The following is a 12,603-nucleotide window of genomic DNA, read 5'->3' as shown; positions in this document are numbered from 1 at the left end:
GCCCGCGCGTACGAGACACCCCCTGCCACGGCGGGCCAACCGCCTGACGCAGAGGTCGTACGCGGGTCCGCCCACCCCTCCTCAACCAGGAGTGGCCACCCTCACCATGCAGACTTAAGGGGTCAACCCAATGGCAGCGGAGATCGTCAATCCTCGCAGCGACAGCGCCACGACGGAGAGTGCCGACGAGCCCTTCGATCCGGCGTTCGCCCTGCACCGCGGCGGCAAGATGGCCATCCAGGCCACCGTGCCGGTGCGGGACAAGGATGATCTGTCCCTCGCGTACACACCCGGCGTCGCCAAGGTGTGCACCGCAATCGCCGAGCAGCCCGAGCTCGTCCACGACTACACCTGGAAGTCCCAGGTCGTCGCCGTCGTGACGGACGGGACCGCGGTGCTCGGCCTCGGCGACATCGGCCCGGAGGCCTCCCTCCCGGTCATGGAGGGGAAAGCGATCCTCTTCAAGCAGTTCGGCGGCGTGGACGCGGTCCCGATCGCCCTCGCCACCACCGACACCGACGAGATCGTCGAGACCGTCGTCCGGCTCGCCCCCTCCTTCGGCGGCGTGAACCTGGAGGACATCTCGGCGCCGCGGTGCTTCGAGATCGAGCGCAAGCTCCAGGAGCGCCTCGACATCCCCGTCTTCCACGACGACCAGCACGGCACCGCCGTGGTGACCCTCGCGGCCCTGCGCAACGCGGCCAAGCTGACCGGCCGGGGTCTGGGCGACCTCCGCGCGGTCATCTCCGGCGCCGGCGCGGCCGGTGTGGCCATCGCGAAGTTCCTGCTGGAGGCCGGCCTCGGCGACGTGGCCGTCACCGACCGCAAGGGCATCGTCAGCCGGGACCGCGAGGACCTCACCGCGGTCAAGCGCGAGATCGCCGGGCTCACCAACCGGGCCGGGCTCTCCGGCACGCTGGAGACGGCGCTCGCCGGCGCGGACGTGTTCATCGGCGTCTCCGGCGGCACCGTCCCGGAGGAGGCCGTCGCGACGATGGCGCCGGGGGCGTTCGTCTTCGCCATGGCCAACCCGAACCCCGAGGTCCACCCCGACGTCGCGCACAAGTACGCGGCGGTCGTGGCGACCGGGCGTTCGGACTACCCGAACCAGATCAACAACGTCCTCGCCTTCCCGGGCATCTTCGCGGGCGCGCTCCAGGTGCGGGCCTCCCGCATCACCGAGGGCATGAAGATCGCGGCGGCGAACGCGCTGGCGGACGTGGTCGGGGACGACCTGTCGGCCGACTACGTGATCCCCTCCCCGTTCGACGAGCGGGTGGCTCCCGCGGTGACCGCTGCCGTGGCGGCCGCGGCGCGTGCGGAGGGTGTGGCGCGGCGCTGAGGCGGCGCTCGCGGTTTCGCCCGACGGGCCGGTCGCGCATCCCCTCGCGGGGGTGCGGCCGGCCCGTCGGCGTGTCACGGGCCCGGGGTGTGCGGGGCGTGTCACAGGGGTGGGCGGTTCCGCGGGGGCGGGCCGCGTCCTACGCTCATGGTCATGTTCGCCGCCTACGCCGCACGCATCGACCGTGACCAGCCGCTGAACGGTCTCGAACTCGGGGAACGGCCCGCGCCGCAGGAGCGTCCGGGCTGGACGACCGTGACCGTCAGGGCCGCCTCGCTCAACCACCACGACCTGTGGTCGCTGCGGGGCGTCGGCCTCTCCGAGGACAAGCTGCCGATGATCCTGGGCTGCGACGCCGCGGGCGTCGACCAGGACGGCAACGAGGTCGTGCTCCACTCCGTCATCGGCCAGAGCGGCCACGGGGTCGGCCCCGGCGAGCCCCGGTCCATCCTCACCGAGCGCTACCAGGGCACCTTCGCCGAGCAGGTGAGCGTCCCCACCTGGAACGTGCTGCCCAAGCCGCGGGAGCTCAGCTTCGAGGAGGCCGCCTGTCTGCCGACGGCGTGGCTCACCGCGTACCGCATGCTCTTCACCAACGCCGGTGTGCGCCCCGGTGACTCGGTCCTCGTGCAGGGCGCGGGCGGCGGTGTCGCGACCGCCGCGCTGGTGCTCGGCCGGGCGGCCGGGCTGCGGATGTACGCCACCAGCCGCGACGAGGCCAAGCGCCGGCGCGCCGTCGAACTCGGCGCCGAGGAGGCGTTCGAGCCGGGTGCGCGGCTGCCGCGCCGGGTGGACGCCGTGATCGAGACGGTCGGGGCCGCCACCTGGTCCCACTCCGTCAAGTCGCTGCGCCCCGGGGGCACTCTGGTGATCTCGGGGGCGACCAGCGGCGACCGCCCGTCCCACGCCGAACTGACCCGCATCTTCTTCCTGGAGCTCAAGGTCGTCGGCTCCACCATGGGGTCGAAGGACGAGCTGGAGGACCTGCTGTCCTTCTGCGCGGTGACCGGGGTCCGGCCGGTGATCGACCAGGTGCTTCCGCTGGACCGGGCCCGCGAGGGCTTCGAGCGGATCGAGAAGGGCGACCTCTTCGGCAAGATCGTGCTGACCGGGGCCTGACGGGATCCGGTCCCGCCGGGCCGCCACTGCGGATGCCGCCGCGCCCGAGGGGCACGGCGGCATCCGGCGGGCTCAGCCGCGGGGGGTGTTCAGCAGCGCGACGATGTGCGCCGCCGCCGTGGACAGATGGCGCCGCGCCTCGCCCAGTTGGTCCGCGCTCACCCCGCGGTCGCGCGCCGCGTCCCGCACGTCGTCGCGGAAGCGGTCCAGCAGCCGCTCCAGGTCCCGTACGGGATCGGCCGAGGGCTCCGCGACGGTGTCCTCCGCCCAGTCGGGATCCGCGGCGGCCGCCTCCGGCTTCACGTACGGCGGCCAGGCGGTGCCGCGGGCCAGCCCGCCGAGCTGGCCCGCCAGTTCGGACAGGCCGTCGCGCACCCCGGCGGGCCAGTCGCCGCGCGCGAAGTGGTCCTGGACCTGGTCCTGCACCTGGCGGGCGATGCGCTGCATCTCGGAACGGGCGTGCTCCCGGGCCTCCTCGGCCTGGCGGCGGGCCTGCCGGGCGTCCTCGCGCGCCCGCCGGGACTCGTCCTTCGCCCGGCGCGCCTGCTCCTTCCACTCCTGGCGGGCGCGGCGCAGCTCCTCCTTGGCCGTCTGCCAGCCGTCGGCCTCGGGGGCCGGGCCCGCGAAGCCCTTCGCGTCCGCCGCGCCGCCGCCGCGGGCCTCGCCGGCCGCCGCGCGCATCTCGCTGCGCAGCCTGCCCGCCGCGCCGCGCACGTCGTCGCGGATCTCCGCCGCGAGCTCGGAGACCGACTCGCGGATCTCCAGTTCCAGGTCGGCGAGTTCGGCGCCGCGTCCGGCGAGTTCGGCGCGCCCGGCGTCGGTGATCGAGTAGACCTTGCGGCCGCCCTCGGTGGCGTGGGTGACCAGGCCCTCGGCCTCCAGCTTGGCCAGCCGGGGGTAGACGGTGCCGGCGCTCGGCGCGTACAGGCCCTGGAAGCGCTCCTCCAGCAGCCGGATGACCTCGTAGCCGTGGCGCGGGGCCTCGTCGAGCAGCTTGAGCAGGTAGAGCCGCAGACGGCCGTGGGCGAATACGGGGGGCATGTCAGAGCGCCTTTCCGGTCGGGGCGTCGGCGTACGTCCCGTCCTCGTCCGCCGGGGGCCTGCGCAGCAGGGCGATGGAGCCGGACACGGTGGTCGCGGAGAGGGTGCCGGTGCCCGCGCCGAGGGTGCCGGTGATCCGCTTGGCGCCCCACTGCCCGCGGACCCGCAGGTCCTCGAAGGCGTTGGAGACGGCGCCGCTCGCGGTGTTGGCCTCGACCGTGGCGTCGGCCGGGTGGGGGAGCCGGATGGCGACCTCGCCGGAGACCGTGGTCAGCCGGATGTCGGCCGGTTCCCCGGTGGTGCCGATGTCGACGACCATGTCGCCGGTCACCGTCTCGGCCTTCACGGTGGAGCCGGCGCCGTCGACGACGGTGAGGTCGCCGGAGACGGAGTGGAAGCGGAGGGCGCCGGTCAGCGCCTGCGCCTCCAGGTTGCCCGAGACCGTCTCGGCGAGGACCGGGCCGGCCAGCCCGACGAGGGTGGTGTCGCCGGTGACGCCGCGTACGGAGGTGGTGCCCTGGACGCCGGACACGACGGCCCCCGCGCCGACGACGCCGACCTCGACGGAGGCGTCGGCGGGGACGACGAGGGAGACGACCGCGCTGCGGTGGCGCTCCTTGGGGTCGAGGAGCTTGAGGAAGCCCTGCCAGGGAAGGTCCTCGTAGGCGACGGTCAGGGTGGGGCCGTCCCGGGTGACGACGAGCGGCGGGCCCTCGATCGCGGAGACCTCCAGCCGGGCGGAACCGTCGTCGGTGCCGACGACGTTGACCGTTCCGTTGACGATGCGCACCTTGAGGGTGGTCACCGGGTCGTCGAAGTCGAGCTTCTTGGGCTCGGCGACTTCCCATGTCGTCTCTGCCATGGTGCTGACCTCCCGCGGCCGCCACGACGCAACATATCGCGTCTCCTGCGAGACACGATATATCGCGGCGGTTCGATGTCAAGCGCCGCCCTCCCGGCGCCGCGCGCCTCCGCGTCTTCCGGTGTCGCCCCGGGCCTTCCGGCGTCGCGCGCCTCCGCGGCTTCCGGTCGTGCCGCGCCCCGGGCCTCCCGGCGTCGTGCGCCCGTGTCTTCCGGTCGTGCCGCGCCCCGGGCCGGGTCCGCACGGAGCGCCGTCCGCCCGCGGCACGCCAGGCGGGATGTGCCGGACGCGGCCTAGCGTGGAGACATGAACGCGACACCCGTGGGCGCCCTGCTGCTCTGCCGGGCCGAGCCCGACGCCGTACGGCAGCAGGTCCGGCTGCTGCGCGAGAACCTGCTCCTGGCCCCGGCGGGCGAGGGCTGGAGCGTCATCGTCCCCGAGGGGCGGCCGTGGCTGGACGGCGGCGAACCCGTGGACGCGGTGCTCTCCGGCTGGGCCGCCGCCGCGGCCGTCGGCACGGACCGGCCCGCCCTCGCGCTCTGGTGGGACGGCGACCGGGCCGGCTTCACCCTCGTCTCCGGCTTCCGCCGCCCGGTCGGCTACGTATGGCTCGCCGACGGCACCCCGGTGGGCGAGGACGAGGCCATGCGCACCTTCGCGGCGCGCCTCGGCCTCGACCCCGTGCTCGATCTCCAGGCCCTGGAACCGCTCACCCTGCCCGATCCGGAGGCCGACGCCCACGCCCGGACGACCGGCCTCCTCGCGGTGCTCGCCCGGACCGGGCTCGACCTGCCCGAGGGGCTGACGCCCGGGCAGCCGGCCGAGTGGCTGCGCGCGGCCGCCCGCGCGCGGGGCGCCGAGCACCTCGCCTGGTCCGGCTGGCGGGACGCCGTCGAGGAGGGCGCGCTGGAGCCGTGGCTGCACGGCCCGGGCGCCCGGGTCCTCGGTACCGCCCAGCTCGCCGCCGGCCTTCCGCTGACCGCCTGGGCCCTGAGCCGCCGCAGCCCCGGCTGGGCCGCGGCCGGCGCGCTGCTGGTCGGCCACGGGGTGCTCGGGCTGCTCTACGCCCGCCTGCGGACCCCCGCGGCCTGACGGCCCCGCGGAGCGCTCCCGGCGGCGGGCTCACCCGGCCGGGGCGCGCGGCGGGTCACTCCTCGTCGTCCTCGTCGTCCAGCCGTGCCAGCCAGGTGGCCAGACGCTCGACGGGGACCTCGAAATCCGGGTTGAGGTCGACGAACGTCCGGAGCTGCTCGGCGAGCCACTCGAAGGTGACCTCCTCCTCGCCCCGCCGCTTCTCCAGTTCCTCGATGCCGCGGTCGGTGAAGTACATGCGCACAGCGTAACGAGTGCCGGGCGGCGTGCGGTACGGCGGAGCCGCGCAGCACGCGCGAGGGCCCGGCACCCCGAGGGGTGCCGGGCCCTTCACGTATCGGCGGGACGCCCGCGGGGGCGCCCCGCCCGGTGTCCGGTCAGGTGTCCGGTCAGGCGTCGAAGACCTCGTTGACGAGCTGCTCCTGCTCCTGCTCGTGACGCTTCTTCGAGCCCACGGCCGGCGAGGAGCTGTGCGGGCGCGAGATGCGGCGCAGGCGCTCGCCGTGCGGGATGTCCGCGCCGACGGCCAGATCGAGGTGGTCGATCAGGTTGAGGGCGATGAACGGCCAGGCGCCCTGGTTCGCCGGCTCCTCCTGCGTCCACAGGTACTTCTCGGCGTTCGGGTACTTGGCGATCTCGGCCTGGAGCTCGGCACCCGGCAGCGGGTACAGGCGCTCCAGACGGATGATCGCGGTGTCCGTGGTGCCGCGCTTCTGCCGCTCGGCGTCGAGGTCGTAGTAGACCTTGCCCGCGCAGAAGACGACCTTGCGCACGGCGGCCGGGTCGACGCTGTCGTCCCCGATCACCGGGCGGAAGCCGCCGGTGGTGAACTCCTCCGCCTTGGACGCCGCGGCCTTCAGACGCAGCATCGACTTCGGGGTGAAGACGATCAGCGGCTTGTGGTGCGGGTTGTGGACCTGCCAGCGCAGCAGGTGGAAGTAGTTCGACGGCAGGGTCGGCATCGCGACCGTCATGTTGTCCTGCGCGCACATCTGGAGGAAGCGCTCGGGGCGGGCGGAGCTGTGGTCCGGGCCCTGGCCCTCGTAGCCGTGCGGCAGCAGCAGCGTGACGCCGGAGTGCTGGCTCCACTTCTGCTCGGCCGAGGAGATGAACTCGTCGACGACGGTCTGCGCGCCGTTGACGAAGTCACCGAACTGCGCCTCCCACATGACCAGCGCGTCCGGGCGGGCCAGCGAGTAGCCGTACTCGAAGCCCATCGCCGCGTACTCGCTGAGCAGCGAGTCGTAGACGTTGTAGCGGGCCTGCTCCTCGGTCAGGTAGAGCAGCGGGGTGTAGTCCTCGCCGGTCTCCTGGTCCACCAGCACCGCGTGGCGCTGGCCGAAGGTGCCGCGGCGGGTGTCCTGGCCGGACAGCCGGACGGGGGTGCCCTCCATCAGCAGCGAACCGATGGCCAGGGTCTCGCCCATGCCCCAGTCGATCGTGCCGTCCTCGACGGAGGCGGCGCGGCGCTGCATCTGCGGCAGCAGCCGCGGGTGCACCGTGATGGTGTCCGGGATGTTGACCTGGGACTCCGCGATCCGCTTGACGATCTCCTGGGAGACCGCCGTGTTGACCGCGACCGGGAACTCCGGCTCGGCGTCCGGGACGTGCGTCGGGGCCGGGTGGCTGGTGGCCTCGCGGACCTCGGCGAAGACCTTCTCGAGCTGGCCCTGGAAGTCCTGGAGCGACTGCTCCGCCTCTTCGAGGGTGATGTCGCCGCGACCGATCAGCGACTCGGTGTAGAGCTTGCGCACCGAGCGCTTCTTGTCGATCAGGTTGTACATCTGCGGGTTGGTGAACGAGGGGTTGTCGCCCTCGTTGTGACCGCGGCGGCGGTAGCAGATGAGGTCGATCACGACGTCCTTGTTGAACGCCTGGCGGAACTCGAAGGCGAGCCGCGCCACGCGCACGACGGCCTCCGGGTCGTCGCCGTTCACGTGGAAGATCGGCGCCTCGATCATGCGGGCCACGTCGGTGGCGTACATCGAGGAGCGCGACGACTCCGGGGCGGCGGTGAAGCCGACCTGGTTGTTGATGACGATGTGGACCGTGCCGCCGGTGCGGTAGCCGCGCAGCTGGGACATGTTCAGCGTCTCGGCGACGACACCCTGGCCGGCGAAGGCCGCGTCACCGTGCAGGGCGACGGGCAGGACGGTGAAGTCCGTGCCGCCCTTGTTGATGACGTCCTGCTTGGCGCGGGCGACACCCTCCAGGATCGGGTCGACCGCCTCCAGGTGGGAGGGGTTGGCGACGAGGGAGACCTTGATCTGCTCGCCGTCCAGCCCGGTGAAGGTGCCCTCGGCGCCCAGGTGGTACTTCACGTCGCCGGAGCCGTGCATCGACTTCGGGTCGAGGTTGCCCTCGAACTCGCGGAAGATCTGCGCGTAGGACTTGCCGACGATGTTGGCCAGCACGTTGAGGCGGCCGCGGTGGGCCATGCCGATGACGACCTCGTCCAGGCGCGACTCGGCGGCGGAGTCGATGACCGCGTCGAGCAGCGGGATGACGGACTCGCCGCCCTCCAGGGAGAAGCGCTTCTGGCCGACGTACTTCGTCTGCAGGAAGATCTCGAACGCCTCGGCGGCGTTCAGGCGGCGCAGGATGCGCAGCTGCTCCTCGCGCTCCGGCTTGTGGTGCGGGCGCTCCACCCGGTCCTGGAGCCACTTGCGCTGCTTCGGGTCCTGGATGTGCATGAACTCGATGCCGGTGGTGCGGCAGTACGACTCGCGCAGCACGCCGAGGATGTCGCGCAGCTTCATCATCGACTTGCCGGCGAAGCCGCCGACGGCGAACTCGCGCTCCAGGTCCCACAGGGTGAGGCCGTGCTCGGTGATGTCCAGGTCGGGGTGCTTGCGCTGGCGGTACTCCAGCGGGTCGGTGTCGGCCATGACGTGGCCGCGGACCCGGTAGGAGTGGATCAGCTCGAAGACCCGCGCGGCCTTGGTGACGTCGTCGTCGTGCGAGGCGTCGATGTCCTTGAGCCAGCGGACCGGCTCGTAGGGGATGCGCAGCGACTCGAAGATGTCGTCGTAGAAGCCGTCCTCGCCGAGGAGGAGGTTCGCCACGATGCGCAGGAACTCGCCCGACGCGGCGCCCTGGATGACGCGGTGGTCGTAGGTGCTGGTGAGGGTCATCACCTTGGAGATGCCCAGCTTGTTCAGGGTGTCCTGCGAGGTGCCCTGGAACTCGGCCGGGTAGTCCATCGAGCCGACGCCCATGATGACGGACTGACCGGGCATCAGACGCGGCACCGAGTGGACGGTGCCGAGGCCGCCGGGGTTGGTCAGCGAGACGGTGACGCCGGTGAAGTCGTCCATCGTCAGCTTGTTGTTGCGGGCGCGGCGGACGATGTCCTCGTAGGCCTGCCAGAACTCGAAGAAGTTCAGCGTCTCGGCCTTCTTGATGCCGGCGACGACGAGCTGGCGGTCGCCGTTCGGCTTCACCAGGTCGATGGCCAGGCCGAAGTTGACGTGCTCCGGCTTCACCAGCGTCGGCTTGCCGTCCTTCTGGGCGAAGGACCAGTTCATCGACGGCATGGCCTTGATGGCCTGCACCATCGCGTACCCGATGAGGTGGGTGAAGGAGATCTTCCCGCCCCGGGCGCGCTTGAGGTGGTTGTTGATGACGATGCGGTTGTCGAACAGCAGCTTCACCGGCACCGCGCGCACGGACGTGGCCGTGGGCAGCTCCAGGGAGGCGCTCATGTTCTTGGCGACCGCGGCGGCCGGGCCGCGCAGCGTCACGAACTCGGGGCCGTCGGCGGACTCCGCGGGGGCGGCCGCGGCCTTGGCCGGTGCGGCCTTCGCCGGGGCGGCCTTGGGCGCGGGCGCCGGAGCGGCCGGCGCGGCGGCGGCGGGCTTCGCCGGGGCCGGAGCCGGAGCCGCGGCGGGCTTCGCCGGGGCGGGGGCGGCCTGGGCGGGCGCCGCCTGCTGCGCGGCGGGCGCGCTCGCAGTCGTGGTGGGGGCGGTCGTGGTCGTGGCGGCGGGCGCCGCCTTGTCCTTGTCCGCCGCGCCGGCTCCCGGCTTGTAGTCGGCGAAGAAGTCCCACCAGGCCCGGTCGACCGAATTCGGGTCCTGGAGGTACTGCTGGTAGATCTCGTCGACGAGCCACTCATTGGCACCGAACGCGGCGGCAGGGTTGGAACCCTGGGCGCCTTGGTCGGCCTGGAGGCTTGAGTTACTGGGGGACTGAGACGACACGGCGAGAACCGCCCTCTTCCGCTTCACAAGGTGATGGACAGCGGAAATAAAGGCTACGCCTCCTTGGCCGAGAGGTGCAGGCCGGGCCGGTCATCGTCGCGCAAGTCACACCGAAAGGCGGGTTTCAGGCTTGTGAATGGCGGGAAACTAGTCCAGTTTCGCCTCTGTGCGGGATCGCCGCTTCACGGCTGCACCCGTGTGGCCTGCAGCCTTCTGCCCGCTCTGCCTCTATCCACGCAGAACGACGCGCTCCGGTTCGAACCCTACGTCAACCTCTTGGTGCGGGTTCTCCCGGAAGGGTGACCCGTATCCGGCATCCGCGTGCGGATTCGGCCACTCCGATGCGACCGCCGTGCAGATCCACCGCCCAGCGCGCGATCGCCAGCCCGAGCCCCGTGCCGCCGTCGCTGCCCGGCCCGTGCGGCGCGGCGACCTGGCCCCGGTTGAACCGCTCGAAGACCCGGTGCCGTTCCTGCTCCGGGATGCCCGGCCCCTCGTCCAGCACTTCGAGGTCCAGCGACTCCCGGCCGAAGCCCCGCCGGGCGCGGACCGTGACCCGGCCGTGCGGCGGCGAGTGCTTCACCGCGTTGTCGATGAGATTCGCCACTACCTGGTGCAGCCGCTCGGCGTCCGCGTGCGCGGTCAGCTCCGGGGGCGAGACGTCCAGGTGCAGATGCACGTCCGTGCGCGTGTGGTGGCCCGAGCCGGAGGCGAGCCCGCGCTGCGAGGACGCCAGGTTGGCCTCCTTCAGCACCCCCGACAGGTACGGCCACACCTCGAACCTGCGGGCCCGCAGCGGCAGCACCCCGTTGTCCAGCCGGGAGAGGTCCAGCAGTGTCTCCACCAGCCGGCCCAGGCGCTCCGTCTGCTTCAGCGCGGTGCGCATGGTCTCCGGATCGGCCGCGGACACCCCGTCGACCACGTTCTCCAGCACGGCGCGCAGCGCGGCGATCGGCGTGCGCAGCTCGTGCGAGACGTTGGCGACCAGCTCCTTGCGGTTGCGGTCCACCGCCTCCAGGTCGTCGGCCATGCGGTTGATGGTCGACGCGAGGTCGCCCAGCTCGTCGCGCCGGTCGGCGCCGCGCACCCGGCGGGTGTAGTCGCCGTGCGATATGCCCCGGGCGACCTTGGTCATCTCGTCCAGCGGCGCGGTCAGGCCGTGCGCCACGAACTGGGTGATCAGCAGCGTGGCGATCATCGTGAAGATGGTGATGAACCGCACCTCGGTCTTGCTGTGGAACGCCATCAGCATCAGACCGGTGGTGATCAGGACCGAGACGACGACCAGCGTGCTCAGCTTGGTCTTGATCGAGATCGTGAGGGATCGGGTGCCCAGCCGCCTGCGCAGCCCGCCGCGCGGCCGCCCGCTCATGGCGCCGGCGTCTCCAGGGCGTAGCCCACACCGTGGACGGTGCGGATCCGCTCCGCGCCGATCTTCCGGCGCAGCGCCTTGATGTGGCTGTCGACGGTCCGGGTGCCGGAGGCGTCGGCCCAGTCCCAGACCTCCGCGAGCAGCTGCTCGCGGGAGAGGACGGCGCGCGGGGTGTTGGCCAGGCACACCAGCAGGTCGAACTCGGTCGGCGTCAGGTGGACGTCCTCGGCCCGCACCCGCACCCGGCGCTGTGCGTGGTCGATCTCCAGCTCGCCCAGGCGCAGGATGCCGCTGCGCGGGGTGACGGCGGCGAGGGCGGCGCGCTCGACACGGCGCAGCAGGACGTGCACCCGGGCGGCGAGCTCGCGCATCGAGAACGGCTTGGTCATGTAGTCGTCGGCGCCGACGCCCAGTCCGACCAGCATGTCCGTCTCGTCGTCACGCGCGGTGAGCATCAGCACCGGTACGGGGCGCTGGGCCTGCACCCGGCGGCAGACCTCCAGGCCGTCGAAGCCGGGCAGCATGACGTCGAGCACCATCAGATCGGGCTGCCACGCCTCGGCGGCGTCGACTGCGGCGGGGCCGTCGAGCGCCGTCTGGACCAGGAAGCCCTCGGCCCGCAGGCGTGCCGCGATGGCATCGACGATCGTGGCGTCGTCCTCGACGACGAGCACCCGGCGCTGGGCTCCTGGCGTGGCCGCGACGCCGTTGTGCGTGGTGTGTGTCTGCTCCATCGCCCCGCCCCTGTTACCTGTTCACTGCGTGCTGCACATGGTTACGGACCGCTGCCGGGCCCGTTTGTGTCCCAGCAGCGTAAGGGCATCGGCGGGGTCGCGGCTACGCAGGGCGAACTCCGAGGTGCACCACGTCCGGTACGCCCCGGGCAAGGCGGATCTCTTCGGTTCTTACCCCGGTGAATCCGGCATTCCGCATCGCTTCCTCGAAGGCGGACGACGGCTGCGCCGACCAGACGGCGAGCACCCCGCCGGGCTTCAGCACCCGTGCGCAGGAGGCCAGTCCGGCAGGTGAGTACAGCTCGCCGTTGTCTTCGGTGACCGTCCAGTCGGGCCCGTTGTCGATGTCCAGGCACAGGGCGTCGAACCGGTCCTCGGTGATGCGCAGGTGCTCCACCAGGTCGGTGTGGAGGATCACGCTCCGTGGATCACCGAGCGCCGTGCCGGAGATCGCCGCGAGCGGCCCCGCGCGGTGCCACTCGATGATCGCCTCCTCGCGCTCGACCACCACGATGTGCCGCCACTGCTCGCCCTCGGCCGCGTGCGCCAGCGAGAACCCGACCCCCAGCCCGCCGATGAGCAGGCTCGGTGCGACGTTCCCCGTCTCCAGCGCCTCGAAGGCGGCGTCGATCAGCCGCCGTTCGGAGCGCCCGTCGGAGGTGTCCATCAGGAAGCAGCCGTTGGCGATGATCTCGTGCACCGGCCCCTCGCCGGTCTCCCGCCTGCGCAGCACCACCTCCCCGTACGGACCCTCGCGCCGGTCCAGGACGAGGGGCTCCGGGGGGACGGACGCGGGGAACGGCATGACGGTGACCTCCGGGCGGCTGGCAGGTGACGACAGG

At 72.3% G+C, this 12,603-nt stretch carries 10 protein-coding genes; 3 read left to right on the top strand and 7 right to left on the bottom strand.

From position 1 onward, the window contains the following. Positions 1-130 precede the first annotated feature (130 nt). Together JE024_RS11845 and JE024_RS11840 are read left to right on the top strand one after the other, a co-directional pair. Complete coding sequence (locus JE024_RS11845; protein WP_205373548.1) at positions 131-1,342, top strand: NAD(P)-dependent malic enzyme; 1,212 nt, start codon at positions 131-133, stop codon at positions 1,340-1,342. Positions 1,343-1,495: 153 nt separating this feature from the next. Continuing rightward, the gene (locus JE024_RS11840) at positions 1,496-2,461 is read left to right on the top strand and encodes a zinc-binding dehydrogenase (protein WP_205373547.1); all 966 of its coding nucleotides are present in this window, start codon (positions 1,496-1,498) and stop codon (positions 2,459-2,461) included. 72 nt (positions 2,462-2,533) lie between these two features. Here the strand turns inward: JE024_RS11840 and JE024_RS11835 are convergent, their stop codons facing one another. Further along, positions 2,534-3,502, bottom strand: a complete 969-nt coding sequence (locus tag JE024_RS11835) for a PadR family transcriptional regulator (protein ID WP_205373546.1) — start codon at positions 3,500-3,502, stop codon at positions 2,534-2,536. A 1-nt stretch (position 3,503) separates the two neighbouring features. Continuing rightward, positions 3,504-4,364, bottom strand: a complete 861-nt coding sequence (locus JE024_RS11830; protein ID WP_205373545.1) for a DUF4097 family beta strand repeat-containing protein — start codon at positions 4,362-4,364, stop codon at positions 3,504-3,506. 306 nt (positions 4,365-4,670) lie between these two features. Here JE024_RS11830 and JE024_RS11825 point away from each other — a divergent pair, with 306 nt between their 5' ends. Continuing rightward, on the top strand, positions 4,671-5,456 hold the full coding sequence (locus JE024_RS11825) for a hypothetical protein (protein WP_205373544.1): 786 nt from the start codon (positions 4,671-4,673) through the stop codon (positions 5,454-5,456). A gap of 55 nt (positions 5,457-5,511) precedes the next feature. Here the strand turns inward: JE024_RS11825 and JE024_RS11820 are convergent, their stop codons facing one another. The 5 genes from JE024_RS11820 to JE024_RS11800 form a co-directional block, all read right to left on the bottom strand. Then, positions 5,512-5,694, bottom strand: a complete 183-nt coding sequence (locus tag JE024_RS11820) for a DUF6104 family protein (protein WP_005312030.1) — start codon at positions 5,692-5,694, stop codon at positions 5,512-5,514. Between the two features lie 151 nt (positions 5,695-5,845). Beyond that, complete coding sequence (locus JE024_RS11815; RefSeq protein WP_205373543.1) at positions 5,846-9,655, bottom strand: multifunctional oxoglutarate decarboxylase/oxoglutarate dehydrogenase thiamine pyrophosphate-binding subunit/dihydrolipoyllysine-residue succinyltransferase subunit; 3,810 nt, start codon at positions 9,653-9,655, stop codon at positions 5,846-5,848. Between the two features lie 268 nt (positions 9,656-9,923). Next, a complete protein-coding gene (locus tag JE024_RS11810) occupies positions 9,924-11,027 on the bottom strand; it encodes a HAMP domain-containing sensor histidine kinase (protein WP_205373542.1) in 1,104 nt (367 codons plus the stop codon). Further along, positions 11,024-11,761 carry a response regulator transcription factor gene (locus tag JE024_RS11805; protein ID WP_147988102.1) on the bottom strand — a complete coding sequence of 246 codons (738 nt, stop codon included), beginning with the start codon at positions 11,759-11,761 and terminating at the stop codon, positions 11,024-11,026. The genes JE024_RS11810 and JE024_RS11805 overlap by 4 nt, the downstream gene beginning before the upstream one ends. Before the next feature lie 103 nt (positions 11,762-11,864). Next, entirely contained in the window at positions 11,865-12,566 is a 702-nt protein-coding gene (locus JE024_RS11800; RefSeq protein ID WP_205373541.1) for a spermidine synthase family protein, read from the bottom strand. Positions 12,567-12,603: the final 37 nt, after the last annotated feature.

Origin of the sequence: Streptomyces zhihengii, from assembly GCF_016919245.1 — a bacterium.
In the GTDB taxonomy this organism is placed as follows: domain Bacteria; phylum Actinomycetota; class Actinomycetes; order Streptomycetales; family Streptomycetaceae; genus Streptomyces; species Streptomyces zhihengii.
This window is presented reverse-complemented; position numbering and strand designations above follow the sequence as displayed.

Bases quoted from the DNA above. Each gene is read 5' to 3' on its own strand.
- JE024_RS11845 (WP_205373548.1), top strand. From the start codon at position 131: ATGGCAGCGGAGATCGTCAATCCTCGCAGCGACAGCGCCACGACGGAG.
- JE024_RS11840 (WP_205373547.1), top strand. From the start codon at position 1,496: ATGTTCGCCGCCTACGCCGCACGCATCGACCGTGACCAGCCGCTGAAC.
- JE024_RS11835 (WP_205373546.1), bottom strand. From the start codon at position 3,502: ATGCCCCCCGTATTCGCCCACGGCCGTCTGCGGCTCTACCTGCTCAAG.
- JE024_RS11830 (WP_205373545.1), bottom strand. From the start codon at position 4,364: ATGGCAGAGACGACATGGGAAGTCGCCGAGCCCAAGAAGCTCGACTTC.
- JE024_RS11825 (WP_205373544.1), top strand. From the start codon at position 4,671: ATGAACGCGACACCCGTGGGCGCCCTGCTGCTCTGCCGGGCCGAGCCC.
- JE024_RS11820 (WP_005312030.1), bottom strand. From the start codon at position 5,694: ATGTACTTCACCGACCGCGGCATCGAGGAACTGGAGAAGCGGCGGGGC.
- JE024_RS11810 (WP_205373542.1), bottom strand. From the start codon at position 11,027: ATGAGCGGGCGGCCGCGCGGCGGGCTGCGCAGGCGGCTGGGCACCCGA.
- JE024_RS11805 (WP_147988102.1), bottom strand. From the start codon at position 11,761: ATGGAGCAGACACACACCACGCACAACGGCGTCGCGGCCACGCCAGGA.
- JE024_RS11800 (WP_205373541.1), bottom strand. From the start codon at position 12,566: ATGCCGTTCCCCGCGTCCGTCCCCCCGGAGCCCCTCGTCCTGGACCGG.